Genomic DNA, 25,150 nt, shown 5'->3' on the forward strand with positions numbered 1-25,150 from the left:
CTCCGCCCCCGCCCGTCCCTCGTCCGACACCTCCCGCGTGACGGTGGCCGTCACCGGCGCGACCGGCACGTTCGGCAGCAGCCTGCTGCCCCTGCTCGCCCTGGACCCGCGCGTCGCCGGTGTGGTCGGGGTGTCCCGGCACCCCGACAGCGGCACCGGCACCGACCGGCGCGCCGAGTTCCGCCGGGGCGACGTCCGCGACCAGGCGTCGCTGGAGAGCGCGTTCCGCGGAGCCGACGTCGTGGTGCACCTGGCCTACGACATCACCGGCACCACCAATCCCGGCGCGGTGGAGACGGTCAACGCCGAGGGGGCGCGCGCCGCGTTCCGCGCCGCCGTCGCGGCCGGCGCGCGCCGCTTCGTCTACGCCTCCTCGGTGGCGGCGTACGGCTTCTCCGACCGCAACCCGATCGGAATGCCCGAGAGCCACCCGCTGGGCGTCCACGACCGCTTCTTCTACGCCCGCGACAAGGCGCGCAGCGAGCAGCTGCTGGCCGCGGAGTCCGCCCACCACCCCGAGGTGGAGGTCCACGTGCTGCGCCCGTCCGGGGTCGTCGGGCCCGAGCTCGTCGGCGCCAAGCTCCCGCTGCCCGGACCGCTCGCGGCCCTCGGCGGTCCCCTGCTGGCCGCCGCCCGGCAGTACACGCGCCTGGGCCTGCCGCTGGCCGTGCCGGCGTTCCCGCTGCAGCTGGTGCACCAGGACGACGTCGGCGAGGCGCTGCGGCGCTGCGCGCTCGGCGACGGACCGGCCGGGCCGTACAACATCGCGGGTGACGGCGTCGTCACCCTGGCCGAGCTGGCCCGAGAGCTCGGCGCCCGCGTGCTGGAGCTGCCCGCCGAGGTGGCCGCGGTGCCCTCGCGGGCGGTGATGTCGCTGCCGCTGCCGCTGCCCTACCCGCTGCAGTGGATCGCGGCGGGCACCTACCCGGCGATCATGGACACGACGCGCGCGAAGGAGGAGCTGGGCTGGCGTCCGCGCTTCACCGGCCTGGGCGCGTGGCGCGACACCGTGCGCCGCTGACCCCGCGCCCACGACGTCGGCGCCGGCTCACTCCACCGTGACCGACTTCGCCAGGTTGCGCGGCCGGTCGACCTCGTGGCCGAGTCGCACGGTCACCTCCCGGGCGAACAGCTGCAGGGCCACCGCCGCCTCGAGCGGACCCCACGGCGGCTCCTCGGCGGGCAGGCACACCGGGAGGTCCGCGTCCTCACCGGACCCGACCAGTACGGTGCGCGCACCCCGGGCGGTGACCTCGGCGATCCCGACCGCGAGGCGCTCCCGGGGCTCGGCGCCCACCACGACGACGGGCGTGCCGGGCCCGAGCAGGGCGATCGGTCCGTGCTTGAGCTCGCCGGCCGGCAGGGCCTCCACCCAGCGGTAGGCGAGCTCCTCCAGCTTGAGCGCGCCCTCCTGGGCGTACGGCACCCCCGCGCCACGGGAGACGAAGACCGCTCCGGGCCGGTCGGCGAGCTCGTCGGCGAGCGCGGCTGCCGGCGCGGCGGCCAGCGCCGCCGAGGCGGCGAGGCGCGCCGGCAGCCCGTCCAGGACCTGCTCGAGCGCGGCGAGCCGGGCCGGCGCGAGCCGCCCGCTCGCCGACGCGATCGCCAGCGCCACCGCCACGCCCGCGATCACCTGCGCGGTGAACGTCTTGGTGGCCGCCACCCCGATCTCGGGCCCGCACCCGAGCCCGAGCACCGCATCCGCACGCCGGGCCAGGCTCGAGCGCGGGGCGTTGGTGAGCGCGAGCACCGGGTCGTCCCAGCGGTCGAGGGCGGCGAGCACGTCGGCGGTCTCGCCCGACTGGGACAGCGCCATGGTCAGCGTCCCCGGCTCGGGGACGGCGAGGTCGGCCTCGCTGGCGGTGACCACCCGTGACGGGACGCCACCCTCCACGGCGAGCACGCGGGCCACCACCTCGGCCGCGTGCCGGGAGGTGCCGCACGCGACGAGGCGGACGCGGTCGGGACGTGCGAGGCCCAGGTCGGTGAGCAGTCGGCCGTCGGCCAGACGCCCGAGCAGCCCGTCCAGGAGCCGGCGGGCCGCGGCGGGCTGCTCGTCGATCTCCTTGGCGGTGAAGTCGGGAGCGTCCCCGCGATCCGCGGTCGCGGCCCGCCCGGCCAGCGGCCACGGCAGGGGCGCCGGGACCGGCCGGGCGTCCGCGTCGAACCAGGTCACCTCGTCGCCGAGCGCGGCGAGGTGGCCCTCGGGGAGCTCGCGCGCCTCGGTCACCGCCGGGTCCAGGCCGAGCTCGTCGCTGGCCGCCATCCGCCGCCCCGGCGCGCTCCCCACGAGCAGCGGGGAGCCGCGTCGCGCCAGCACGACGCCGTCGACGCCCGCGACCAGCACCGCGAGGGCCCACGCGCCCCGCAGCCCCCGCACCGCCGCGGCGACCGCGGCCACCACGTCGGCCAGGGCCGGGACGAGCGGCAGGGCGTCCTCGATCCGGTGCGCGACGAGCTCGCTGTCCACCTCGGTGGCGACGAGGTGGCCCTGCGCGGCGAGCTCGGCGCGCAGACGGTTGGCGTCGGAGAGCGTGCCGTTGTGCACGAGGGCCACGCGCCCGGTGCAGTCGCGGTGCGGGTGCGCGTTGGCCGGCACCGGCGGGCCGTGGGTGGCCCACCGGGTGTGGCCGATGCCGGTCGTGGGCTCGTCGGCCTCCGGCGGCAGGGCGGCGACGAGGGCGGGCAAGCGTCCGGCGCTGCGGTGCACGTGCGGGGAGGCGCCGCCGCCGGGGTCGAGGGCGATGCCCACCGAGTCGTATCCGCGGTACTCGAGGCGGCCGAGGCCGTCGAGCAGCACGGGCAGGGCGGGACGGGTGCCGTGGTGGGCGACGATGCCGCACATCGGGTCCTCCGGGGTCGGGCGCGGATCAGGGCGCCGCGGTGGCGCCGGTCGAGGGTGCGGCGCCGCCCGGCCCCCGGGCGCTGGGGCGGACCCGCCGGTGAGCGGGGCGGTCCCGGGGGGACCACCCCGCGGCGGAGGTGGGGACAGCCCCCGCGGTCCGGGGGCCTGCACGATCGTCGGCGATCACGCCACGGCCGCAGGCTGGTGCCCGTTCGCAGGACACCCACCGCGCCCGCCGGGCCGGTCGGCACCCCGAGGAGCCACCGTGCACCCGTCCCCGCAGCCCACCCCGCCGGGGCGGGCCGTGCCGCGTCCGGTCCCGGGGACGGCCCCGGACGCCGGCACGTCGGTCATCCCGTGCTCGGGGCCGGCCGTGCCCCGACCCACCCCTCCGCCGGACCGTCCCCGGTCCCCCGGACCGGTGCCCCCGGGCCCGCCCGGGATCCGCCCCTGGCCGACCCACCCGGGGTCCTGGCCCCGTCCGGACCTCCGCCCGGGTCCGCGGCCGCACCCCCCGACCGGACCTCGTCGGCCGGACCCTGCGACGGGCCCCCGGTTCGCCGCGCCGCCCGTCACTCCGACCCCCGCCCGCCGGGCACCCGCGGCACTGCGCACTCCCCCGCCGGTCCCACCCCGGCGACCGGGACCGGGGGGCGCCCGCACGGCGGCCCGCTTCCTGCTGGGTCGACGCGACCCGGACGCCCAGCCCGTGTTCGTCGACGGCAGCGGCCGCCGCCGGCGCCTCGTGCGGCTCCTCGGCGCCGCCGTCGCCGCCGCCTGCCTCGCCTACGTCGTGCTCGTCGGGTGCGGCGCCGTCGCCGGCGCGCCGCAGCCCGCGGGCCCGGCCCCCGCTCCCGCACCCGGCTCGTCCGTCATCTCCACCGACACCCCCGGAGCCCCGTCGTGACCGCTCCCGCGCCCGGCGCCACCGAACCCGCCACCGAGCCCGCCACCGAGACCCCGGTCCGCTGGCGGCCGCGCCTGCCCGGCCCCGCGGTGTGGCTGGCCGTCCTGTTCTCGGTGATGCTCACGAGCGTCCTGGCGCTCAACGGCCTGACCAACGCCAAGGTGGCGGCGGACCAGGCGGCGGCCGAGCCCGCGGGCACGGCCACGGTCCCCGACACGCTCCTGAACGGCGGTCCGGTCATCTCGGCGGCGCCGGGCGGTCTGGAGTCGCGACGGCTGCCCGACCGGACGATCGCGCTCACGTTCGACGACGGGCCCGACCCCCGCTGGACGCCGGAGGTGCTGGCGGTCCTGCGCAAGCACAGGGTGCCGGCCACCTTCTTCGTCGTCGGCAGCGTCTCGGCCCAGCACCCGGAGCTGCTGCGGGCCATCCGCGACCAGGGCTCCGCGCTCGGGGTGCACAGCTTCACGCACCCCGACCTCACGACGGTCTCGGGCCTGCAGGCCGGGACCGAGCTCGGCGACACCCAGCTCGTCATCAACGGTGCGGTCCGGGAGTCGACCTACCTGCTCCGGCCGCCCTACTCGTCGACCCCGCGTGCGATCGACGACCCGCACTACGCGTCGCTGCGCGAGACCGCCGAGGACGGCTACACCACCGTGCTCACCGACTACGACAGCGAGGACTGGCGCCACCCCGGCATCGACGCCATCGTCGCGAACAGCACGCCGCCCGACGGCCGCGGCGGGGTCGTGCTCATGCACGACGCCGGCGGTGACCGCTCGGAGACCGTCGCCGCCCTCGACCGTCTGATCCCGACGTTGAAGGCGCAGGGTTACCGCTTCACCACGCCCACCGAGGCCGTGGGCCTCCCCGCGCCGGACCGGCCCGTCGGCCCCGTCCCGTACCTGCTCGGCCAGGGGCTCATGGTCGCCGTCGACACCGCCGGGATCGTCGTGTCGACCCTCACCTGGATGCTGCTGGTGCTCGGCGGCCTGGTGCTCTCCCGCCTCGTGCTGATGATGGTGGTGGCGGCCCGCCACCGCCGGAGGCGCGATCCGCGGCGCTTCCGCTGGGGTCCCCCCGTCACCGAGCCGGTCTCGGTGATCGTGCCGGCCTACAACGAGAAGGAGAACATCGCGGCCACGATCCGGTCGCTGGTCGCGAGCGACCACCCCGTCGAGGTCGTGGTGGTCGACGACGGCTCCGACGACGGCACCGCCGACATCGCCGAGGGCCTCGGGCTGCCGAACGTCCGGGTGGTCCGCCAGCCCAACGGCGGCAAGCCCTCGGCGCTGAACAACGGGATCGCCCACGCGCGGTACCGGCTCGTCGTGATGATCGACGGCGACACCGTGTTCGAGCGCGAGACCGTGCGGCGCCTGGTCCAGCCCTTCGCGGACCCGACGGTGGGCGCCGTCTCGGGCAACGCGAAGGTCGCCGCGAACGCCGCGGGGCGCCGCCGGCTCATCGCGAGCTGGCAGCACATCGAGTACGTCATCGGCTTCAACGTCGACCGGCGGGTCTACGACCTGCTCAGGTGCATGCCGACGATCCCCGGGGCCGTCGGCGCGTTCCGCCGCGACGTCCTGCTGGCCGTCGGCGGCGTCAGCGACGACACCCTGGCCGAGGACACCGACGTCACGATGGCCGTCTGCCGCCGGGGGTGGCGCGTCGTCTACGAGGAGACGGCGCGGGCCTGGACCGAGGCCCCGGCGACCCTCGGGCAGCTCTGGCGCCAGCGCTACCGCTGGAGCTACGGGACGATGCAGTCGATGTGGAAGCACCGCCGCGCGGTGTTCCACCGTGGCCCGTCGGGCCGCTTCGGGCGGATGGGCCTCGCACAGCTCGCGGCGTTCCAGATCGTGCTGCCGGTGCTCGCGCCGCTGGTCGACCTCTTCCTGGTCTACGGGCTGCTGTTCCTCGACCCCGTCAAGACCCTCGGCGCCTGGGGCGGCATGCTCGGGCTGCAGCTCTGCGGCGCGGTCTTCGCCTTCCGTCTCGAGCGCGAGAAGCTCGGTGTGCTGTGGCTGCTGCCGGTCCAGCAGCTGGTCTACCGCCAGCTCATGTACGCGGTGCTCATCCGGTCGGTGGTCACCGCCGTCGCCGGCATCCGCCTGCGCTGGCAGAAGCTGCGCCGCGTCGGCGGGCTGGACGAGCTGGTGGGCGGCGCCCCGGCCGATCTCCTGCCGCTCCCGCCCGCACGCGGCGTCCGGCCGGGAGCGTCCCCCGGCCGGCTCGGTCCCCCCGGCCCCGGCCGCCCCGGCCCCGGCGGCCCCGTCCCCGGCCGCCCCGGCACCGGCGGCCCCGGCACCGGCGGCCCCGTCCCCGGCGGCCCCGTCCCGCTCCGTCCCCCCGTGCCGGCCGTCGACGCCGGCCCGGTGCCCGCCCGGAGGCTCCCGTGAACCCCTACACCGACCCCACCGTCCGCCTGACGCTCGCCGTCCCGCCGCCCGGCCACCCGACGAGTCGTCCCGCCCCTCCCCCGGGGCGCCGGCTCCCGGCCCCGGCGGTGCACCCGATGACCGCGATGCCGCCCGGGCCGCGCCCGGGCCCGCGCCGGCCGGTCCCCGCTCCCGCGGCAGCGCCACGTCCGCCCGCGCCCGCGGGCGAGCCGGGGCACCCGCCTCCGTCCGCACCGCCGCCCCGCGGCGGGGACGAGCGACCGGGCGGGCGGGGCCGTCGCCTCGCGCTGCTGGCCGGCGGGTCCGCGCTGGTGGCGGTCCTGGCCGTCGTCGCCCTCCTGCTCACCGGTGTGATCCGGACCGGGCCGTCGGCGCCGCCGGTCCTCTCGGCCGGTCCCCTGCCGACCGAGCGGGTCACGCCGTACGCCGACATGAGCACCGCCACCCCGCCCGACCTCGCGGCGTACGTCCGCGACACGGGGCAGCGCGACGTCGTGCTGGCCTTCGTCCTCGCCGGCCCCGACGGGTGCGACCGGCCGGCCTGGGGTGGCACCGTCCCCGTCGGCGACCCGAAGGTCACGGAGCGCGTCGCGGCGCTGCGCGCGGCCGGCGGCTCCGTCGCCGTCGCCACCGGCGGCGCCCGGGCCCCGTACCTCGAGACCGCCTGCACCGACGCCGAGTCCCTGGCCCGGGCCTACCGGACCGCGCTCGACGTCGTGGGCAGCAACCACCTCGACGTCGACCTCGAGGCCGCGGTGGACAGCGACCTCGTGGCCGACGCCCTCGCCGCCCTGCAGCGCGAACGGGGCACCGCGATCACGCTGACGCTGCCGGTGGCCGGCCGGGAGTCGGCGCTGACCGCGGCCGGGCTGGAGATCCTGCGCGCGGTCGCCGACCGCGGCGTCGCGGTGCGCACCAACACCATGGCGATGAACTTCCCGCACACCGGGGACTGGCGCGGCGCCGTGCTCGGCTCGATGGACGCCGCCGCCCGCCAGCTCGGCGAGGTGTGGCCCACGGCGGACCCGGCCGAGCTGCGACGCCGCCTCGGTGTGACGGTGATGATCGGCCGCAACGACCAGGGCATGGTCACCACGCCCGAGGACGCCGCCGCCGTCGTCGACCGCGCCCGCGCATTGGGGCTCGGCTCGGTGGGCCTCTGGTCGGTGACCCGCGACGTGGGCTCCTGCCCCACCGCCGTCGAGGCCCGGCCGGACTGCAGCGGCGTCGCGCAGGGTCGGTACGCCTACACCGGCGTGCTCCAGGGCTTCGCCTGACCAATGATCAACGGGGACTCCGGACGCGTAGTAGCAGCGAACCGCCCGTTCGCTGCTACTGAGGCGGTGGGTCCCCGGCCCCGGCCCCGTCCCCGTCGCCGCCGTCGGTCGGCGGCGGGACGGGCGAGTCGGGGTCCGCGGCCGGTGCGGGCGCGGGCTCGCCGCGCAGCGACGCCAGCAGGTCGGGCAGCTCGTCGGGCTTGAACAGCACGTCGCGGGCCTTGGAGCCCTCCGACGGCCCGACGACCCCGCGGGTCTCGAGCAAATCCATGAGCCGCCCGGCCTTCGCGAACCCGACGCGCAGCTTGCGCTGCAGCATCGAGGTGGACCCGAACTGGCTGGTGACGATGAGCTCCGCGGCGGCGACCACCAGCTCCAGGTCGTCGCCGATGTCCGGGTCGATCTCCTTCTTCTCGCCCGCGGCCTCGGTGACGACGGCCTCGTCGTAGTCGGGGTCGGCCTGGGCCTTGCAGTGCTCGACGACCGCCGAGATCTCGTCGTCGCCGATGAACGCGCCCTGCAGGCGGTTGGTCTTGCCCGCGCCCATGGGCAGGAAGAGCGCGTCGCCCATGCCGATCAGCTTCTCGGCGCCGGGCTGGTCGAGGATGACCCGCGAGTCCGTCAGCGACGACGTGGCGAACGCGAGGCGCGACGGCACGTTGGTCTTGATCAGGCCGGTGACGACGTCGACCGAGGGGCGCTGGGTGGCGAGCACCAGGTGGATGCCGGCCGCGCGGGCCTTCTGCGTGATGCGGACGATCGCGTCCTCGACGTCGCGGGGCGCGGTCATCATGAGGTCGGCGAGCTCGTCGACGATCGCGAGGATGTACGGGTACGGGCGGTAGACCCGCTCGGACCCGGGCGGCGCGGTGATCTCACCCGACCGCACCTTGCGGTTGAAGTCGTCGATGTGGCGCACGCGGTTGGCCTGCATGTCCGCGTAGCGCTGCTCCATCTCCTCGACCAGCCACTGCAGCGCCGTGGCCGCCTTCTTCGGCGAGGTGATGATCGGCGTGATGAGGTGCGGGATGCCCTCGTAGGGCGTCAGCTCGACCATCTTGGGGTCGATGAGGATCATCCGGACCTCGTCCGGCGTGGCCCGCGTGAGCAGCGAGACCAGCATCGAGTTGACGAAGCTCGACTTGCCGGAGCCGGTGGAGCCGGCCACCAGCAGGTGGGGCATCTTCGCGAGGTTGGCCGTGACCATCCGGCCCTCGATGTCCTTGCCCAGCCCGATGACCATCGGGTGGGTCTCCTTGTGAGCCGTCGGGGAGTTGAGGACGTCGGCCAGGCGGACCATCTCGCGGTCGGTGTTGGGCACCTCGATGCCCACCGCCGACTTGCCGGGGATCGGCGCGAGCAGCAGCACCCGGTCGGTCGCCGCGGCGTAGGCCAGGTTGCGGTGCAGCGCGGTGATCTTCTCGACCTTGACCCCGTGGCCGAGCTCGACCTCGTAGCGCGTGACCGTCGGCCCGCGGGTGAACCCGGTGACCTCGGCGTCGACCTTGAACTGCTCGAGGACGCCACTGATGGCCTCGATCATCGCGTCGTTCGCCGCGCTGCGCGCCTTCGGCGGCTCGCCGGGCGTGAGCAGGTCCGGCGGGGGCAGCCGGTAGTCGCCCTCGACGCCGGTCTCGCGGTGCGAGCTGAACGACGTGGCGGCCTGCGGGTCGGTCTCGGTCTCGGCGGGCCCGGACGGCCCTGACGGGGAGGCCGGCGCGGGCTCGACCGGGGCGCGCCGGGCACGTCCACCTCCCTGCGGGGGAGGCGGGGCGGGCGGTCCCGCGGCCGGCGCGTCCGCGGCGGGTGTGCCGTCGGGCGGGGAGGTCAGGTCGGGCACGGCGGTCGCGCCGCGCTCGCGGTGGCGCGCCGGGTGGGCGGCGGCGTCCGGGTCGGCGGCCGGGTCGGTGTCGGCGTCCGGGTCCTCGCCGGTCGCGCGGCCGCGGCGGCGGCTCCGGCGCGGGATGGCCGTCGTCGGCGCGGTGCCGTCGTCGTCCGCGGCGTGCTCGTCGACGTCGACGTCGTCGGGCCCGCCCCACTCGTCGTCCGGGTGCTCACCGGTGACCAGGGCGCGCAGGCGGCTGCCGACCTCGCGCACCGGGGTGCCGGTGAGCACGAGCAGGCCGTAGAGCCCGACCAGCACGAGCACCAGTCCGGCGAGCCAGGGCGTGACGCCGCGGGCCAGCGGGTCGGCCAGCACCGCGCCGAGGACGCCGCCGCCCGCGCGCCGCCCCGGCAGGTCGGCGGGCGCGCCCACCACGAGGTGCCAGACGGCGAGCACGGCGAGGACGAGCAGCAGGGCGCCGACCACGGTGCGCGGGCGGGTCTCGGGCTCGGGGTCGGTGCGCAGGAGGATCACCGCGACGCCGAGCAGCACCACGGGCAGCACGAGCGCCGCGGCGCCGATCACCGTGCGCAGCCCGACGTCGAGCCCGGCGCCGACCGGGCCGCCCGCGCGCCACCACACCCCGGCGGCGGTCAGCAGCGCCAGGACGACGAGGGCGAGGGCGATCCCGTCGCGGCGGTGAGCGGCGTCGACGTCACGGGCGCGCCCGAGGGTGCGCACCAGGGAGCCGAGCCCGCGGGCCGTGAGCACCCAGCCGCCACGCAGCGTCCGGACGATCGGCCCGGGACCCGTGCGCCGGGCGGGCGCCCGTCCCCTGCCCGGGGAGCGCTTGCCTCCCCGCGCGGGCCGGCGCTGCTGCGGCGAGCGGGTGGTGGTGTCCGGGCCGGTGCCGTGGCGCCGCGGCGTGCGGCCCCCCGTGATCGGGCGGCTGCGCGACGCGCGCTTGTCTGCTGTCTCGGTCCGCCCGGCCATGGGGGTCACGGTATCCCGCGCGCCCCAGCGGTCCCGGCAGCCACACGCGCCCCGACGGGGTGTGTCAGCCGCGTCGCGGGGCCAGCTCGTCGCGCCACACCGAGGTCTTCGTGCGGTACTCCGGGGCCACGGTGACGTCGCGCTCGTCGAGCAGCTGCTCGAAGGCCTCGGCCGTCGCAGGCACCTCCTGCGGGTCGCACCGCGTGGACACCTCCAGCAGCTCGCGGCCGCTCGGGAAGCGGAAGTGCTCGAGGTCGGCCCGGCGCAGGCCCAGGCCGGTCGCCGCCACCTTGACCCGGCGGACCACCGCCGGCCCGTGCACCGCGAGCTCGCTGAGCCGCGCGTCGTCGAGGGTGTCGGCGCCCCCCGTGCACGCCCACGCGGACTGCGCGCCCGAGAGCAGCTCCCGCGCCTTGGTCGAGCCCGCGATCACGGCGGCCGCCGTCGAGGAGTCGATCTCGCGACGCACCTCGACGTCCTGCCAGACCGCGCCGGGGACGACGTCGAGCTCCACCCGCGCACCGCGCGGGACGGGCTGTTCCCGGTCGGTGCCGCGACGCTGCGCGGACACCGCGAGGTCGAACCGGCCCCGGGCACGACGCCGCAGACGGATCTCGACACCGACCCGGAGCAGGTCCATCTCGGGCGTGTCCAGCAGGTACGTCTGGCGCACGCTCCAGGTCGGCGCCCGCCGACCCGTCAGCGCCTCCGCCGCCGCTCCCGCCGGCGGCACGAGCAGCGTCTTCAGCTCGACGCTGTCGGCGTGGACCCCGCGCGCCGCCAGCCACGCGAGCGCCTCGGTCGACCCGAACCTGCCCACCTCCGAATCGACCTCCCACCGGGCGGGAGCCGGGCCCCGTCGCCGGCGTCCGCCCGGCCGGACCCTAGCCACGGTCCGTGATCCCCGACACCTCGCGGGCCGGAACCTGACCGGTCGGACAGGCCCCCGGTCGGACGGCCAGGGCGGTTCCGGCCGGGGCTTCGTTCCTCGGATCGGGTCACCGTCGATGACCACCGTGCGTCACAACCGCTGGTCGACCGGGTGACGAGACGCCGGCCTCGATGATCGAGTTCCGGAACCGTCGTCCGACCCCTTGCCGACGTCGGACCCGCTCCCTATGGTCGCCTGTGGCTCAGCACACACCGTTCGGCGGCCGGCGAGGTCCGGCCGCCGCCATGAACCGTGTGTCCTGCCGCCCAACGGTCGACGTCGTCGGCCGAACGGTCGAGTGGACCGGTGGCGGCACCCCCGCGCGGAGCCGCCGTGGCCCCTCGGTCGGACACGGCCAGGAGGAGCGCACGGGTGCCCGCATCGCGTGTCCCGACCGCGACTCCCGGCACCGACGGACGTCGACGAGCGACGGCACGCGGGCAGGAAGGGAATCCATGACGAGGAGGTACGGCTGATGACGTCCACGGACGATCGGGCGGACGAGCTGCACGCAGCGGGCCTGGACGGACAGAACAGGACCGCGCTGGGCCGTCTGCTCGGGACGGGCAAGGTCGGGCACGCCGAGGTGGGCGACGACGGGGTCATGCGGGCGACGGTCCGGATCCCGGAGGACGAGCTCATCTTCGAGCCCTCGATCCTCGTCTTCCCCCACGGCGGCTCGGTCGAGCTCACGCTCATCAACGACGACAAGAACACCCACTGCGCGGTGCTCCCCAGCAACGGTGACCCCAAGATCATCTGGCTGGTCAACCACTCCAAGGGGATCGCACGCCTCGAGCTGGGTGGCCCCGGCACCTACTACTACGGCTCCACGACCGGCAACGACGAGGGCCGCGGGCTGACCGCGGCGCTCGTGTTCGGCGGCGAGGTGCCGGACTCCGCGAAGCTCGACCGTCCCCCGCAGCCGCGCCCGTAAGGAGGAGCAACTCGATGACCGACTACGTGGACGCCGGCGAGGCCGTCCCCCACAAGACGCTCAGCGCCACCAAGGGCCAGGCGCCGCCGATCAACGACGTCAACTACGAGCGCATCCGGAACGCCCGCAACGAGCCGGCGAACTGGATGACCTACTACGGGACCTACGACGGTCAGCGCTACAGCACGCTGAACCAGATCAACAAGGACAACGTCAAGAACCTGGTGCCCGCCTGGGTGTTCCAGGCCGGGTCCGCCGGCCTGCACGCCGGCGCGTCGACCTACTCGTTCGAGGCGTCCCCGCTCGTCGTCGACGGCGTCATGTTCGTCTCCGGCCCCGACGGCAAGGTCTGGGCGATCGACCCCACCACGGGCGAGGAGCTCTGGCGCTACAAGCACGCCTCCCCCTACGACACCTCGCTGTGCTGCGGCAACGTCAACCGTGGTGTCGCCGTGGGCCACGGCAAGGTGTACATGTACACGCTGAACGCCCACCTCATCGCCCTGGACGCCCAGACCGGTGAGCTGGTGTTCGACACCGTCAACGGTGACGTGCGGGCCGGCGAGAGCGGCTCGGTCGCACCGCTGATCGTCAAGGACATGGTCGTCGTCGGCAGCGCCGGCGGCGAGTTCGGCACCCGCGGGCACATGGACGCCTTCGACGCCCAGACCGGTGAGCGGCGCTGGCGCTGCTACACGGTGCCGAAGCCCGGCGAGCCCGGCTCGGAGACCTGGGGCGACGAGAACGCCGAGGCGTGGCAGCGCGGCGGGGCGAACTGCTGGGTCACCGCGACGTACGACCCGGAGCTCGAGCTCCTGTACCAGGGCACCGGCAACCCGGCGCCCGACTTCGACGGCGAGGTCCGTCCGGGCGACAACCTCTACACCGACAGCGTCGTCGCGGTGGACGTGAACACCGGCGAGATCCGGTGGCACTACCAGTTCACGCCGCACGACCTGTGGGACTACGACTCCACGATGGAGAACCTGCTCTTCGACGCTCCGGACGGGCGCAAGCTGCTCGCCCACGCGGACAAGAACGGCTACTTCTTCGTGCTCGACCGCACCAACGGCGAGCTGGTCCGGGTGTTCCCCTTCGTCGACCGCATCACCTGGGGCGAGATCACGCCGGACGGCAAGGTCACGCCGAAGGTGTACCCGGACGAGGAGGGCGTCCCGGTGCACTTCTGGCCGGGTCCGGCCGGGGGCAAGGAATGGACGCACATGTCCTACAACCCCCAGACCGGGCTGATCTACGTGCCCGTCCAGGAGGTCGGGGCGACGGCCACCCGCCGTCGCCGCGAGTTCAAGGAGAGCATCCCCTACTGGGGTGCCGGCGTCGCGGTCGACCTCGACGACCACTACGGCTTCGTGGCCGCCATCGACCCGCTCACCGGCGAGGAGAAGTGGCGCTGGAACCACGAGTACCCGATGTGCGCGTCGACGCTGACCACGGCGGGCGGGCTCGTGTTCCAGGGCACGCCCACGGGTGAGTTCGTGGCCCTGGACGCCGAGACCGGCGAGAAGCTCTGGCAGTTCCAGTGCGGCAGCGGGCACCACAGCAGCCCGACCACCTACGAGGTCGACGGCCGGCAGTACATCGCCGTCCCGACCGGGTGGGGCGGCTGGGTGGAGGGCTTCCTGCCCGGCCTGCTCGGTGCCGCCGCGGGCGACGCGCTCTTCTGCTTCGCCCTTCCCCAGAGCTAGTCCGCACACCCCTTCGGAGAGGAGGACCGCATGGAGATGCACGTCTGGGAGACCCCGCAGTTCGAGGAGATCGGTGTCGCGCCCGAGGTGACGATGTACGTCGCCCAGATGGACGACTGACCGACGAGATCGCGAAGGGGCGCCGGGCCGAAGGCCCTCCGCCGACGTCGGTTCGGGCGCGACGAAGGAGCGACCGAGACGAAGTTCGGCTTGGAGGATCCAGGGATCCGGCGCCCCTTTGCGATGTCCGGCGCACACCCGGACGGAGTCACCCCCGAGGAGGCGATGTGACCGTCGAGCAGACTGAGGCGAGGCCCGAGGCCAAGCGCTGGCTCTGCGAAATGTGTGGCTTCATCTATGATCCCGAGGAGGGCGATCCCGACAGCGGCATCCCCCCCGGGACGCCCTTCGAGGACATCCCGGACGACTGGATGTGCCCGATCTGCGGAGCCGAGAAGTCGGACTTCCGCGCGCTGGAACCGGGCGAGTTCCCGGAGATGTGAGGTAGCGGAAAGAATGATCACCGGGTACGGCCACTTCGTCCAGCTCGCCGAGTCCCTCCAGTGGGACGAGACCGCCATCGACCTCACGGCCGACATCGAGGCCTGGCCCAAGCTCGAGCAGGAGGAGTCCGACCAGGTCCTGGGGCTGCTCGCGGGCTTCTGCATCGGCGAGACCTCCGTCGCCACCCACCTGACCTCGTTCCACGGCGCCGCGACCACGGACGACCGCATGGACCAGGTGTTCCAGGCCCAGGCCCGCGACGAGGCGCGTCACGCCCGGTTCTTCGACCGCGTCGTGCGGGAGGTCGTCGGGGTGCCCGGGGCGAACATGACCGAGCGCGTCGACGTCCTGCGCGACCGCGTCAGCCCCGACCTCGTCGAGCTGTTCGAGGAGCGCCTGCCGGCGGTCGCGGCCGACGTCGCCGAGGACAGCGACAACCTCACCGCCGCGGTCGGGCTGTACCACATGATCCTGGAGGGCGTGGTGCTCACGGCGGGGCAGCACGCCCTGCTCGAGACGCTCAAGGGCTGCTCGGTCGCCATGCCGGGGACGCACAAGGGAATGGAGCTGGTGCTCCGTGACGAGCGCTGGCACATCGGTTTCGGTTCCCGCGTGATCCAGAGTGCGGACATCGTGGACGACCAGATGGAAGAACTGCTGACCCAGGGCGTCAAGGCGGCGTCGGCGTGGGGTGACCTGATCTCCACCGACGACATCGGCAAGGTGGAGCACCTCCACCAGCGACGCCTCAAGTCCGTGGGGATCAAGTTCTGGTGATCTTCCGCTGCCGCGCTCGTGGCCGGCGGGTACGTTGTCGGTATCGGCGAAAGGAGGTGGCAGGAATCATGGAGTCGCTCTCCATCTGGGAGACCCCGGAGTTCGAGGAGTTCGGTGTCGCCCCCGAGGTGACGATGTACGTCGCTCAGCTCGACGACTGACGACATGCGCGACAGGGGCGCCGGAATGTGCTTTCCGGCGCCCCTGTCGCCGTCGCGGCCCTTTCTGCACGCGAGGAGGAACGGCGATGTGGGTGCGGGTGCTCGGCGCCGGCGCGGGCGGCGGCTTCCCCCAGTGGAACTGCGGGTGCCCGGGATGCCGCGCCGTCCGTGACGGCTCGCGGCCGGCCACGCCGCGCACGCAGTCGTCCGTCGCCGTCAGCGCCGACCGGGAGCGCTGGTACCTGGTCAACGCCTCCCCCGACCTGCGGGCCCAGATCGAGGCGAACCCCGCCCTGCACCCCCGTGCCGACCGCGACAGCCCGATCGCCGCGGTGCTGCTCACCGACGCCGAGCTCGACCACACCATGGGCCTGCTGCTCCTGCGCGAGGGTCCGGGCATCGAGCTGCACGCGACGCCGGCCACCGTCGAGACCCTCGTCGAGGGCACCGGGTTCCTGCCGACGCTCGAGCGCTACACCGCGGTCGACCGCCGCGAGGTGGTGCCCGGCAAGACGGTGTCGCTCGACGACCACCTGACCTACCGCGCGTTCGACGTGCCCACGGAGAAGCACGCTCGCTTCGGCGGCAGGGTCGACGAAGGGCGCGTGGTGGGCTACCGGTTCACCGACACCGCCACCGGCCGCTCGCTCGTGTACCTGCCCGGCGTCCAGACCGTGACGGCCGAGGTGCGCGCGGAGCTCGGCGACGCCGCCGTGGTGCTGGTCGACGGCACCTGCTGGCACGACGACGAGCTCGTGCGGCTCGGCCTGGGCCGCAAGACGGCCCGCGACATGGGCCACCTGGCGATGGCCGGTTCGGGCGGCAGCCTCGAGCTGCTCGCCGGCCTGCCCGCCGAGCGCAGGATCTACGTCCACATCAACAACACCAACCCGGTCCTGCTGGACGACTCCCCCGAGCGCGCCGAGGTCACGGCGGCCGGTGTGGAGGTCGCCACCGACGGGCTCGAGGTGGAGGTCTGACCCGGATGACCACGACGCACGCCACCAGCAACGAGGCCACGGGGACCAACGGCACCGGCCCGGTGAGCCCCGACGCGCTCGTCGAACGGCTCCGCGAGCAGGCCACCCGGTACCACAGCGAGCACGACTTCCACGTCCGGATGAACGCCGGCGAGCTCTCGCCCGACCAGATCCGGGGCTGGGTCGCCAACCGCTTCTGCTACCAGGAGGCGATCCCCCGCAAGGACGCGGCGATCCTCGGCAACTGCCCCGAGCGCGAGGTCCGGCGGCGCTGGATCCGGCGGATCACCGACCACGACGGGACCGAATCCACCGAGGGCGGCATCGAGGCCTGGTTGCGCCTCGGCGAGGCGTGCGGGCTCGAGCGCGCCGAGATGGAGGACGGCCGGCACATCGTGCCGGGGGTCCGCTTCGCCGTCGAGGCGTACGTGACCTTCACGCGCACCCGGCCCTGGGTGGAGGCGGTGGCGTCGTCGCTCACCGAGCTCTTCGCGCCGGGTCTCATGGCCGAGCGCCTGGCGGCGTTCGAGCGGCACTACACGTGGATCGACCGCGACGGCCTCGACTACTTCCGCAACCGCCTGCACCAGGCGCCGCGCGACTCCGAGCACGCGCTGGAGATCGTCAAGGAGCGCTGCCGGACCGTCGAGCAGCAGGACGCCGCCGTCGCCGCGCTCGCGTTCAAGAACGACGTCCTGTGGAGCATGATGGACGCCATCGACCGTGCTTACCCGGATGATCGGGCGTACCCCGCGTGAGGGGCACCGTGCCGCTCACGGGCCGGCCGACCCTCACCCGGGGCGCGAAGATGCGCTGGGACGCCACGCGCGAGCGCCACGTGCTGCTGGGCCCGGAGACGGTGGTGGTGCTCAACCCGACCGGCGCCGACATCCTCGGTCTCTGCGACGGCCACCGGTCCGTCGCGGACATCGTGGACGAGCTCGGCCGCCGCTACGACCGCGTCGTCGACGACGAGGTCTCGGGGTTCCTCGAGAAGCTCGTCGCCCGGCGCTGGGTGGTGATCAGCAGTGATTGACGGACCCCTCGGTCTCCTGGCCGAGCTGACCCACGCCTGTCCCCTGTCCTGCGCGTACTGCTCGAACCCCCTCGAGCTGACGAAGCGGTCAGCGGAGATCGGCACCGACGACTGGCGCCGCGTGCTCGACCAGGCCGCCGACCTCGGCGTGCTGCAGAGCCACTTCTCCGGCGGCGAGCCGTTGCTGCGGCGCGACGTCGTCGACCTCGTGGCCCACGCCGCCGGGCTCGGGATGTACACCAACCTCGTCACCAGCGCGATCGGGCTCTCCCGGCCGCGCGCGGAGGCCCTCCGAGACGCCGGTCTCGACCACGTGCAGGTCAGCATCCAGGCCGACGAGCCAGTGCTCTCGGACCGCCTCGCCGGCATCTCCTCGTTCGACAAGAAGATGGAGGCCGCGCGGCTGGTCAAGGAGCTGGGCTGGCCGCTGACGCTCAACGTCGTGCTGCACCGGCAGAACATCGACCGCATCGGCGCCATCCTCGACCGTGTCGAGGAGCTGGAGGCCGACCGCGTCGAGCTCGCCAACACCCAGTACTACGGCTGGGCCCTGCGCAACCGGTCGGCGCTGCTGCCCAGTCGGGCGCAGCTCGAGCACGCCGAGGAGGTCACGCGCTCCGCCCGCGAGCGCCTGCGGGGCCGCACCGACGTCATCTACGTCATCCCGGACTACTACGCGCGCTACCCCAAGCCCTGCATGGGCGGCTGGGGAGCCCGCCAGCTCGTCGTCGGACCCGAGGGCAACGCCTGGCCGTGCCTGTCGGCCCACGAGCTGCCGCTGCCCCGGGCCAACGTGCAGGAGCACGACCTGGCGTGGATATGGCGTTCGTCGCCGCTGTTCTCGGCGTTCCGCGGCACCGACTGGATGCCCGACCCGTGCCGCAGCTGCGAGCGCCGCGAGGTGGACCTCGGCGGCTGCCGGTGCCAGGCCTTCCAGCTCACCGGCGACATGACCCGCACCGACCCGGTGTGCCACCTCGCCCCCGACCGCGGGCTGGTCGACGCGGCGGTGGCCGAGGCGAACTCCGACGGCGGACCGTCCCGGTCCCCCCAGGAGCCCGCGCAGGAGCCCGTGCTCGTGCCGGTGCCCGCGCTCGTCTCCCGCCCGCACCGCGCCGACTAGAGATTCGCCCGGGCGGTGGCGGCCCGCCGGGGCGGGTCGCGGGACACTCGGGTCCCGACCCGCAGGGAGGTCCGCGATGTCGCGAGGCGAGATCGAGCAGAAGGCCAGGCTCTCGCGCCAGGAGGCCGCGCGCTGGCTCGGCGAGCTGGCGAGGGCCATCGGTGAGGGCGAGACCGTGGAGGTGGCGCTCTCCGGCGCCCCGGTGACACTGCACCTCGCCGACGAGCTCGAGTGCGAGCTGGAGCTCGAGCCCTACGGGGACGAGGTCGAGCTGGAGATCGAGCTCCGGTGGCGGGCGCCGCGCACCGCCCGGAGCACGGAGCCGGACCGGCCCTTCGCGCGCGCCGCGCGTCCCTGATCCCGGCGATACCCTCCTCGGGTCCTGAAGGTTGGTCCACGAGGAGGAATCCCGCATGTCCGGTGGCGGAGGAAAGATCGAACAACGGGTCGTCCTGACCCGCCAGGAGGCCGCACGCTGGCTCGGCGAGCTGGCGAAGGCCCTGGAGACCGGCGGCACGGCCGACGTCGCGCTCGTCGGGCCGACGGTGTCGCTGAACCTGCCCGACGAGTTCGAGTGCGAGCTGGAGCTCGAGCCCTACGGCGACAAGATCGAGCTCGAGATCGAGTTCATGTGGCCGAACACCCGCCGCGAGGCGTCGGCGGACCAGCCGCGGTCGACGGTCGCGGCGCCGCAAGCACTGCGCTGAGCAGGCGTTTCACCCGGCGCTTACACCCGTCCGTGCGAGCGCGTCAACCCGTTGCGCACGACGGGTGTTCCCGATCACCATCATCCCGCGATCACTCTGACGTCGGCGTGGTGAAGGAGCGGGGGCCTTGATCCCGATCATCGAGTTCGTACTGGGCATCGCCGTGCTGGTCTACAGCGCGGAGAAGCTCATCGGCTACCTGGTCGGCGTCGCCAGCCGCTGGGCGATCTCCCTGTTCCTCATCGCGGTCGTCTTCACCGGCATCGAGTTCGACGATCTCGCGTTCGGAATCGCCCTGAACCTCGAGGACCTCAGCGAGGTCGCCCTCGGCACCGTGGTCGGGACGACGATCGCGATGACCGGCATCGTGCTGGCCCTCATGGCGCTCATCGCGCCGGCCCCGGTGGACGTCCCCCGGAGCTACCTCGCGCTGTTCGTGGCCGCGCCGGTGGTGATGTACGCCCTCGCGCTCACCGGCGCGCTGACCCTCGTCACCGGCATCGTACTGCTGCTGCTGTTCGTCGCCTTCGTCGGCTGGATCGCCTACCGCGAGTACCGCGCCCGGCGCCCGGTGTGGCGCAACGCCGAGCTCTACGAGCAGCTCGAGAAGGCCGAGGTCGGCGCGGGGGGCGGCACGGCCACCCTGATCCGCGAGGGCGGGGGCGACGACACCCCCAGCCGCGGCGGCGGCACCGGCGCGGACGGCGGCGGCCACCGCGGTTTCGAGCTCCCGCCCGACCTGCGCGTCGACCAGGGCTTCCTCAAGGCGCGCCGCATGTCGCCGGGCGGCACGATTGCGCTCGCCGTGTTCGCCCTGGTCGGCCTCGTCGTCGGCGCCCTGGTCGCCGGGCAGGGCACCGAGGGGATCCTCGAGGAGTTCGCCATCGAGGGCACCGTCTTCGGCGTCACGATCGCGACCCTGGCCCTGACGTTGGAGGACATCTTCCTCAGCGTGGAGCCGTCCCGGCGCGGGGCGCCCGAGATCGGCATCGCCAACGTCGTCGGCAGCGTCGTGTTCTCGGTGACCGGCAAGCTCGGCATCATCCTGCTGGTCGGCGGGGCCATCACCGTCGACGACGACACGCTCGCCTGGCACATGCCGGTGCTGCTGGCGTTCACCGTGCTGTCCGCGATCTTCCTGGCCACCGGGCGGCTGCGCCGCTGGCACGGCGCCGTGCTGCTCGGTCTCTACGTCGCCTACTTCGTCGTGAGCCTGCTGGCCTTCGGCGAGGTCCCGGTCGACGACTGATCCCCGAGCCGCACGACCACGGAAGAGGTGATGTCGCCGTGCTGACGAAGGACCGCGTGGGGGCCGGCGCCGCGATCCTGGCCGCCGTCCTCGGCCTGGTGCTGGTGTTCAGCTTCCCCCAGTCCGAGGGCGGTGAGGACGACGACGACGCCCCGGGCGGCGCGCCGAGCAGCCAGGTCGAGCCGGCGCCGGGGCAGGTCGCTCCGGCGCCCGGTGGGCAGGTCCCGCCGGCTCCCGGGCAGGCCGAGCAGCCGGCGCCGGGTGGCGCCGACGGCGACGACGGCGACGACGGCGACGACGGCGACGACGGGGACGACTGACCGGCCCGGCCGCCGGGCCCCGACGTCCGTGACGGACGCCGGGGCCGGGCGGGGTCCGGTCAGGCCGCGATCGAGCCGTGCGGGTCGATGACGAACTTCTTCGCGACCCCGGAGTCGAACTGGGCGTAGCCCTGGGGGGCGTCGTCGAGGCCGATGACGCTGGCGTTGACCGCCTTCCCGATCTGCACCTTGTCGCGCAGGATCGCGTTCATCAGCTGGCGGTGGTAGCGCATCACCGGGCACTGCCCGGTGGTGAACGAGTGCGACTTCGCCCACCCCAGGCCGATGCGGATCGACAGGCTGCCCTGCTTGGCCGCCTCATCCGGTGCCCCGGGGTCGCCGGTGACGTAGAGCCCCGGGATCCCCAGCTTGCCGGCGGCGCGCGTGACTTCCATGATCGAGTTCAGCACCGTGGCGGGCTGCTCGTGGTCGGCGTCCTTGCCGTGCCCGCGGGCCTCGAACCCGACCGCGTCGACCGCCGCGTCGACGACCGGCTCCCCGACGATCTGCTCGATCTGCTCCGGCAGCGAGCCCTCCTGCGTGAGGTCGATCGTCTCGGCGCCGATGACGTCGCGGGCGTGCTGCAGCCGCTCGGCGTTCATGTCGCCGACGATCACCGCGGCGGCGCCGAGGAGCTGCGCCGAGGCGGCGGCGGCGAGGCCCACCGGGCCCGCGCCGGCGATGTAGACCGTCGAGCCGGTGGTGACGCCGGCGGTGACGCAGCCGTGGTAGCCGGTCGGGAAGATGTCCGACAGCATCGTCAGGTCGAGGATCTTCTCCATCGCCTGGTCACGGTCCGGGAACTTCAGCAGGTTCCAGTCGGCGTAGGGGACCATGACGTACTCGGCCTGCCCCCCTTGCCAGCCGCCCATGTCGACGTAGCCGTAGGCCGAGCCGGGGCGGTCGGGGTTGACGTTGAGGCAGACGCCGGTGTGCCCCTCCTTGCACATGCGGCAGCGCCCGCAGGCGATGTTGAACGGCGCGGACACCAGGTCGCCCTGCTGGATGAACTCGACGTCGCGGCCGACCTCGACGACCTCGCCGGTGATCTCGTGGCCGAGGATGAGCCCGGGCGGGGCGGTGGTGCGCCCGCGCACCATGTGCTGGTCGGAGCCGCAGATGTTGGTGGCGACCAGCTTGAGGATGACCCCGTGGGGGCACTGCCGCCCGACGTTGTCGGGATGCACCCCCGGCCCGTCCCGCAACTCCAGGCTCGGGTACTCGATGTCCTGGATCTCGACCTTCATGGGCTCGATGTAGGCGACGGCCTTCATGGGCGCTCCTCACTGGGTGGGCGCTGACCCCGGACGGCCCGGCAGGGCCGTCGCGGCGGTACTGACGTGGCGATTCTCCGATGCACGTCGGCGCATGTCATTCGTGCCGGGGAACCAAGGTGGTGGCAGTCAGCGGTGTCAGCGGACACCGGCCAGCAGGAGGACCGCGGTGCTCACCCCCGCGCCGACGACGAGGCCGGCGACCACCTGCGCGGCCGTGTGTGCCCGCAGCACGAGCCGCGCCCAGCCGACGAGGGGCACGGCCAGCCAGGACAACGCCCACCAGGAGCCGCCGAGCACCGTGAGGACGGCCGCCGCGGCCGCGACGACGGCGGTGTGGAAGCTGATCTTCCAGGCCAGCGTGATCGCCGTCGCGACCGCCACGGTGACCAGCACCGCCACCTGCAACGCGGTGATCTCCGGCGGCGCGCCGATCACCGCGAGCACGACGACACCGGTGGCGACCGACAGTGCCGCGAGCCCGAGGGGTACCGCGCGCTGCTCCCGCTCGCGCAGGTGGTGGTCGGTGTAGCGGCCGCGGCGCACCCCGTGGTCGACGATGAACGCGGGGATCGCCACCGCGAACAGCATCCCGACCAGCGACCACGCCACCCCCACCGGCCCGACCGCGAGCGCGCCCACCACCGGGTACAGCACCGCGAGCAGCAGGGTCGGCGACGTCGCGGTGGTCACGCGCACGGCGATCCGCCGGGCGGTGGGGGCGGGGGCGGCCACCCGACGGAGCCTAGGCGCGCCGGCCGGGGACGCAGCGCGGCGGAGCTCGATCCGCGGGCCCGGAGACGCAGCGGAGCAGTGCTCGACCCTCGTCGTGGTAGGAGGAACGCGTGAGTCGCGATGCGCAGCTCGTGCTGGCCGTGGTGACGGCACCGCCCGGGCGGGTCCTGCTCGTCCACCGGCCCGGCGAGGTGCCGCCGGCGGTGCTGCCGGGCGGGCGCCCGCAGGCCCGCGAGTCGCCGGGCGCCACCGCCGAGCGCGGGTGCCGCGAGGAGACCGGGATCGAGATCCGGGCCGGCCGCCAGCTCGGCCGGCTGCTGGACGACGGCATCGCGACGATCTACGTCGCCGCGACGCCGCGTCGCGACGTCGACCCCGAGGCCATCCCGCCGAGCGTGCGCGCGGGCTGGTACACGCTCGACCAGGTCGACCTCGTGCTCCCCGGCCTGTGGGCGCCGGTGCGGCACCACCTGTCCCAGACGATCCGGCTCCGCTGAGGGCCCGTCAGGAGCAGCGAACGCGCTGTTCGCGGCCTCTATGCGCACGAACGGCGCGTTCGCTGCGAGAAGCAGGGCTCAGACGGGCAGCACCGTCGGCACGATCATCGGCCGCCGGCGGTAGGTCTCGCCCACCCAGCGTCCGACGACGCGCCGCACCGCCTGGGCGATGCGGTGGGTGTCGGTGATGCCCTCGGCCTCGGTGCGCGAGAGCTCCATCTCCACGAGCGACACGACGTCCTCGAGCGCCTTGGGGTCGTCCGAGAAGCCCCGTCCCGAGATGCGCGGCGGCGCCACGGCCCGCCCGGTGGCGGCCTCCACGGCCACGGTGATGGAGATGAAGCCGCCCTCGCCGAGCACGAGGCGGTCCGAGAGCGTCGACTCGCCGACGTCGCCGACCTGGTTGCCGTCGACGTAGACGTGGCCGACCTCGACCCGCCCGGTGATCGCGGCGCGTCCCTCGACGAGGTCGACGACGACGCCGTCCTCGGCGATGACGACGTTCTCCACCCCGGTGCGCCGCGCGATCTCGGCGTTCGCCCGCAGGTGGCGCCACTCGCCGTGCACCGGCATCACGTTGCGCGGACGCAGCGCGTTGTAGAGGAAGAGCAGCTCGCCGGCCGACGCGTGCCCGGAGACGTGGACGCGCGCCACCCCGGAGTGCACGACCTCGGCGCCCAGCCGGGTCAGACCGTTGATCACGGCGAACACAGCGGTCTCGTTGCCCGGGATGAGGCTGGACAGCAGCACCACCGTGTCGCCGGGGGTGATCGTGATCTGGCGGTGGTCGCCGCGCGCCATGCGCCCGAGCGCCGACAGCGGCTCGCCCTGCGAGCCCGTCGACACGAGCACGACGTCGCGCTCGGGCATCGACAGCGCCTCGTCGAGGTCGACGAGCAGGCCCTCGGGCACGCGCAGCAGGCCGAGGTCGGTCGCGATGCCCATGTTGCGGACCATCGAGCGGCCGGTGAAGCAGACCTTCCGCCCGTGCTGGGCGGCCGCGTCGAGCACCTGCTGGACCCGGTGCACGTGGCTGGCGAAGCACGCGACGATCAGCCGGGTCGGCGCGTCCCGGAACACCTGGTCGATCACCGGGGCGATGTCGCGCTCCGGGGTCACGAAGCCGGGCACCTCGGCGTTGGTGGAGTCGCAGAGGAGCAGGTCGACCCCCTCGTCGCCGAGGCGGGAGAAGCCGGCCAGGTCGGTGAGCCGCCCGTCGAGGGGCAGCTGGTCGAGCTTGATGTCGCCGGTGTGCAGCACGGTCCCGCCCGGCGTGCGGACGGCGACGGCCAGCGCGTCGGGGATCGAGTGATTGACCGCGAAGAACTCGCAGTCGAACGAGCCGTGGTGGTTGCGCTCGCCCTCGCGCACCTCGAGCAGGTGCGGGGTGAGCTGGTGCTCGCGGCACTTGGCCGCGACGAGCGCGAGCGTGAACCGCGAGCCGACCACGAGCAGGTCGGGACGCTGGCGAAGCAGGAACGGCACCGCTCCGATGTGGTCCTCGTGCCCGTGGGTGAGGATCAGCGCGTCGACGTCGTCGAGACGGTCCTCGACCGCGCGGAAGTCGGGGAGGATCAGGTCGACGCCGGGCGAGTCCTCGGACGGGAACAGCACCCCGCAGTCGACGATCAGCAGGCGGCCGCCGTACTCGAGGACGGTCATGTTGCGGCCGATCTCGCCGATTCCTCCGAGGGCGACGACGCGCAGCGCGCCGTCGGCCAGAGGTGGGGGCGTGCCCTCGGACCCGGGGACCGACGAGGTCGGGACGCCGGAGCCGCGGGCGCAGTCGTGGTCGTGGGGGCTGCCGGACGTGCTGCCGGACGGGCTGCCGGACGGGCCCGCGGACGGGCTCCCGGACGGGCCGGAGCGGGGCGGTTCGGGACGGCGGGCGGTCGAGCGGCTCATCGAGCGGTCCCCGGGACGGGGCGCGACATGCGGGCGGTGATCGGTTCCTCCTGGTG

Annotated in this window: 25 protein-coding genes; 19 read left to right on the forward strand and 6 right to left on the reverse strand. The window is 74.3% G+C overall.

Annotation, left to right across the window (positions count from 1 at the left end; all coding sequences use genetic code 11):
* Nucleotides 1-37: 37 nt before the first annotated feature.
* Nucleotides 38-1,021, forward strand: coding sequence for an NAD-dependent epimerase/dehydratase family protein (locus C8D89_RS01195; RefSeq protein WP_116706834.1), 984 nt, complete (start codon nucleotides 38-40; stop codon nucleotides 1,019-1,021).
* Between the two features lie 27 nt (nucleotides 1,022-1,048).
* On the opposite strand, the gene glmS is transcribed toward C8D89_RS01195, so the two are convergent.
* Entirely contained in the window at nucleotides 1,049-2,845 is a 1,797-nt protein-coding gene (gene glmS, locus C8D89_RS01200; protein WP_116706243.1) for a glutamine--fructose-6-phosphate transaminase (isomerizing), read from the reverse strand.
* A gap of 709 nt (nucleotides 2,846-3,554) precedes the next feature.
* Here glmS and C8D89_RS28965 point away from each other — a divergent pair.
* Genes C8D89_RS28965 through C8D89_RS01215 form a run of 3 tightly spaced genes read left to right on the forward strand, consistent with a single transcriptional unit; the run spans nucleotide 3,555 to nucleotide 7,434 of the window.
* Nucleotides 3,555-3,752, forward strand: a complete 198-nt coding sequence (locus C8D89_RS28965) for a hypothetical protein (protein ID WP_165825496.1) — start codon at nucleotides 3,555-3,557, stop codon at nucleotides 3,750-3,752.
* Nucleotides 3,749-6,157, forward strand: coding sequence for a bifunctional polysaccharide deacetylase/glycosyltransferase family 2 protein (locus C8D89_RS01210; protein ID WP_243417684.1), 2,409 nt, complete (start codon nucleotides 3,749-3,751; stop codon nucleotides 6,155-6,157). Before C8D89_RS28965 ends, C8D89_RS01210 begins: the two co-directional genes overlap by 4 nt.
* Complete coding sequence (locus C8D89_RS01215; protein WP_116706245.1) at nucleotides 6,154-7,434, forward strand: glycoside hydrolase family 18 protein; 1,281 nt, start codon at nucleotides 6,154-6,156, stop codon at nucleotides 7,432-7,434. Before C8D89_RS01210 ends, C8D89_RS01215 begins: the two co-directional genes overlap by 4 nt.
* Before the next feature lie 55 nt (nucleotides 7,435-7,489).
* On the opposite strand, the gene C8D89_RS01220 is transcribed toward C8D89_RS01215, so the two are convergent.
* On the reverse strand, nucleotides 7,490-10,252 hold the full coding sequence (locus C8D89_RS01220; RefSeq protein ID WP_116706246.1) for a DNA translocase FtsK: 2,763 nt from the start codon (nucleotides 10,250-10,252) through the stop codon (nucleotides 7,490-7,492).
* Between the two features lie 64 nt (nucleotides 10,253-10,316).
* Nucleotides 10,317-11,072 (reverse strand): hypothetical protein, encoded by a 756-nt coding sequence (locus C8D89_RS01225; protein ID WP_116706247.1) that lies wholly within the window; start codon nucleotides 11,070-11,072, stop codon nucleotides 10,317-10,319.
* 586 nt (nucleotides 11,073-11,658) lie between these two features.
* On the opposite strand from C8D89_RS01225, the gene C8D89_RS01230 reads away from it, so the two are divergent.
* The 14 genes from C8D89_RS01230 (at nucleotide 11,659) to C8D89_RS01295 (ending at nucleotide 20,683) form a co-directional block, all read left to right on the forward strand.
* Entirely contained in the window at nucleotides 11,659-12,120 is a 462-nt protein-coding gene (locus tag C8D89_RS01230; RefSeq protein ID WP_116706248.1) for an MSMEG_3727 family PQQ-associated protein, read from the forward strand.
* A 14-nt stretch (nucleotides 12,121-12,134) separates the two neighbouring features.
* A complete protein-coding gene (locus C8D89_RS01235) occupies nucleotides 12,135-13,826 on the forward strand; it encodes a PQQ-dependent dehydrogenase, methanol/ethanol family (RefSeq protein WP_116706249.1) in 1,692 nt (563 codons plus the stop codon).
* A gap of 30 nt (nucleotides 13,827-13,856) precedes the next feature.
* Nucleotides 13,857-13,946 (forward strand): pyrroloquinoline quinone precursor peptide PqqA, encoded by a 90-nt coding sequence (pqqA, locus tag C8D89_RS01240; RefSeq protein WP_116706250.1) that lies wholly within the window; start codon nucleotides 13,857-13,859, stop codon nucleotides 13,944-13,946.
* Between the two features lie 167 nt (nucleotides 13,947-14,113).
* On the forward strand, nucleotides 14,114-14,329 hold the full coding sequence (gene rd, locus C8D89_RS01245; protein WP_279323345.1) for a rubredoxin: 216 nt from the start codon (nucleotides 14,114-14,116) through the stop codon (nucleotides 14,327-14,329).
* Nucleotides 14,330-14,342: 13 nt separating this feature from the next.
* Complete coding sequence (locus tag C8D89_RS01250) at nucleotides 14,343-15,107, forward strand: ribonucleotide-diphosphate reductase subunit beta (RefSeq protein WP_116706251.1); 765 nt, start codon at nucleotides 14,343-14,345, stop codon at nucleotides 15,105-15,107.
* 68 nt (nucleotides 15,108-15,175) lie between these two features.
* Complete coding sequence (gene pqqA, locus C8D89_RS01255; protein ID WP_116706252.1) at nucleotides 15,176-15,268, forward strand: pyrroloquinoline quinone precursor peptide PqqA; 93 nt, start codon at nucleotides 15,176-15,178, stop codon at nucleotides 15,266-15,268.
* Nucleotides 15,269-15,354: 86 nt separating this feature from the next.
* Nucleotides 15,355-16,248, forward strand: a complete 894-nt coding sequence (gene pqqB / locus C8D89_RS01260; protein ID WP_116706253.1) for a pyrroloquinoline quinone biosynthesis protein PqqB — start codon at nucleotides 15,355-15,357, stop codon at nucleotides 16,246-16,248.
* A gap of 5 nt (nucleotides 16,249-16,253) precedes the next feature.
* Nucleotides 16,254-17,006: a pyrroloquinoline-quinone synthase PqqC gene (gene pqqC, locus C8D89_RS01265; RefSeq protein ID WP_116706254.1), complete on the forward strand. Its 753-nt coding sequence runs from the start codon at nucleotides 16,254-16,256 to the stop codon at nucleotides 17,004-17,006.
* Complete coding sequence (gene pqqD, locus C8D89_RS01270; RefSeq protein ID WP_243417686.1) at nucleotides 17,003-17,284, forward strand: pyrroloquinoline quinone biosynthesis peptide chaperone PqqD; 282 nt, start codon at nucleotides 17,003-17,005, stop codon at nucleotides 17,282-17,284. Before pqqC ends, pqqD begins: the two co-directional genes overlap by 4 nt.
* On the forward strand, nucleotides 17,280-18,407 hold the full coding sequence (gene pqqE / locus C8D89_RS01275; protein WP_116706838.1) for a pyrroloquinoline quinone biosynthesis protein PqqE: 1,128 nt from the start codon (nucleotides 17,280-17,282) through the stop codon (nucleotides 18,405-18,407). Before pqqD ends, pqqE begins: the two co-directional genes overlap by 5 nt.
* A 76-nt stretch (nucleotides 18,408-18,483) precedes the next feature.
* Nucleotides 18,484-18,765, forward strand: a complete 282-nt coding sequence (locus C8D89_RS01280; RefSeq protein ID WP_116706255.1) for an amphi-Trp domain-containing protein — start codon at nucleotides 18,484-18,486, stop codon at nucleotides 18,763-18,765.
* 55 nt (nucleotides 18,766-18,820) lie between these two features.
* The gene (locus C8D89_RS01285) at nucleotides 18,821-19,114 is read left to right on the forward strand and encodes an amphi-Trp domain-containing protein (RefSeq protein ID WP_116706256.1); all 294 of its coding nucleotides are present in this window, start codon (nucleotides 18,821-18,823) and stop codon (nucleotides 19,112-19,114) included.
* Nucleotides 19,115-19,241: 127 nt separating this feature from the next.
* Entirely contained in the window at nucleotides 19,242-20,363 is a 1,122-nt protein-coding gene (locus C8D89_RS01290; protein ID WP_116706257.1) for a sodium:calcium antiporter, read from the forward strand.
* Between the two features lie 38 nt (nucleotides 20,364-20,401).
* Nucleotides 20,402-20,683: a hypothetical protein gene (locus C8D89_RS01295; RefSeq protein ID WP_116706258.1), complete on the forward strand. Its 282-nt coding sequence runs from the start codon at nucleotides 20,402-20,404 to the stop codon at nucleotides 20,681-20,683.
* 59 nt (nucleotides 20,684-20,742) lie between these two features.
* On the opposite strand, the gene fdhA is transcribed toward C8D89_RS01295, so the two are convergent.
* Together fdhA and C8D89_RS01305 are read right to left on the reverse strand one after the other, a co-directional pair.
* Nucleotides 20,743-21,957: a formaldehyde dehydrogenase, glutathione-independent gene (fdhA, locus tag C8D89_RS01300; protein WP_116706259.1), complete on the reverse strand. Its 1,215-nt coding sequence runs from the start codon at nucleotides 21,955-21,957 to the stop codon at nucleotides 20,743-20,745.
* Between the two features lie 138 nt (nucleotides 21,958-22,095).
* Nucleotides 22,096-22,692 carry a hypothetical protein gene (locus C8D89_RS01305; RefSeq protein WP_116706260.1) on the reverse strand — a complete coding sequence of 199 codons (597 nt, stop codon included), beginning with the start codon at nucleotides 22,690-22,692 and terminating at the stop codon, nucleotides 22,096-22,098.
* Between the two features lie 110 nt (nucleotides 22,693-22,802).
* On the opposite strand from C8D89_RS01305, the gene C8D89_RS01310 reads away from it, so the two are divergent.
* The gene (locus tag C8D89_RS01310; RefSeq protein ID WP_116706261.1) at nucleotides 22,803-23,189 is read left to right on the forward strand and encodes an NUDIX hydrolase; all 387 of its coding nucleotides are present in this window, start codon (nucleotides 22,803-22,805) and stop codon (nucleotides 23,187-23,189) included.
* Nucleotides 23,190-23,267: 78 nt separating this feature from the next.
* Here the strand turns inward: C8D89_RS01310 and C8D89_RS01315 are convergent, their stop codons facing one another.
* Nucleotides 23,268-25,094 (reverse strand): ribonuclease J, encoded by a 1,827-nt coding sequence (locus C8D89_RS01315; RefSeq protein ID WP_243417688.1) that lies wholly within the window; start codon nucleotides 25,092-25,094, stop codon nucleotides 23,268-23,270.
* Nucleotides 25,095-25,150: the final 56 nt, after the last annotated feature.

Origin of the sequence: Actinomycetospora cinnamomea, from assembly GCF_003096675.1 — a bacterium.
Taxonomy (GTDB): domain Bacteria; phylum Actinomycetota; class Actinomycetes; order Mycobacteriales; family Pseudonocardiaceae; genus Actinomycetospora; species Actinomycetospora cinnamomea.

Excerpts from the sequence above, each read along its gene's own strand:
- C8D89_RS01250 (WP_116706251.1), top strand. The coding sequence starts at position 14,343 with ATGATCACCGGGTACGGCCACTTCGTCCAGCTCGCCGAGTCCCTCCAG.
- pqqC (WP_116706254.1), top strand. The coding sequence starts at position 16,254 with ATGACCACGACGCACGCCACCAGCAACGAGGCCACGGGGACCAACGGC.
- C8D89_RS01280 (WP_116706255.1), top strand. The coding sequence starts at position 18,484 with ATGTCGCGAGGCGAGATCGAGCAGAAGGCCAGGCTCTCGCGCCAGGAG.
- C8D89_RS01230 (WP_116706248.1), top strand. The coding sequence starts at position 11,659 with ATGACGTCCACGGACGATCGGGCGGACGAGCTGCACGCAGCGGGCCTG.
- C8D89_RS01235 (WP_116706249.1), top strand. The coding sequence starts at position 12,135 with ATGACCGACTACGTGGACGCCGGCGAGGCCGTCCCCCACAAGACGCTC.
- pqqB (WP_116706253.1), top strand. The coding sequence starts at position 15,355 with ATGTGGGTGCGGGTGCTCGGCGCCGGCGCGGGCGGCGGCTTCCCCCAG.
- C8D89_RS01315 (WP_243417688.1), bottom strand. The coding sequence starts at position 25,094 with ATGAGCCGCTCGACCGCCCGCCGTCCCGAACCGCCCCGCTCCGGCCCG.
- C8D89_RS01220 (WP_116706246.1), bottom strand. The coding sequence starts at position 10,252 with ATGGCCGGGCGGACCGAGACAGCAGACAAGCGCGCGTCGCGCAGCCGC.
- fdhA (WP_116706259.1), bottom strand. The coding sequence starts at position 21,957 with ATGAAGGCCGTCGCCTACATCGAGCCCATGAAGGTCGAGATCCAGGAC.
- pqqA (WP_116706252.1), top strand. The coding sequence starts at position 15,176 with ATGGAGTCGCTCTCCATCTGGGAGACCCCGGAGTTCGAGGAGTTCGGT.
- C8D89_RS01285 (WP_116706256.1), top strand. The coding sequence starts at position 18,821 with ATGTCCGGTGGCGGAGGAAAGATCGAACAACGGGTCGTCCTGACCCGC.
- glmS (WP_116706243.1), bottom strand. The coding sequence starts at position 2,845 with ATGTGCGGCATCGTCGCCCACCACGGCACCCGTCCCGCCCTGCCCGTG.
- pqqA (WP_116706250.1), top strand. The coding sequence starts at position 13,857 with ATGGAGATGCACGTCTGGGAGACCCCGCAGTTCGAGGAGATCGGTGTC.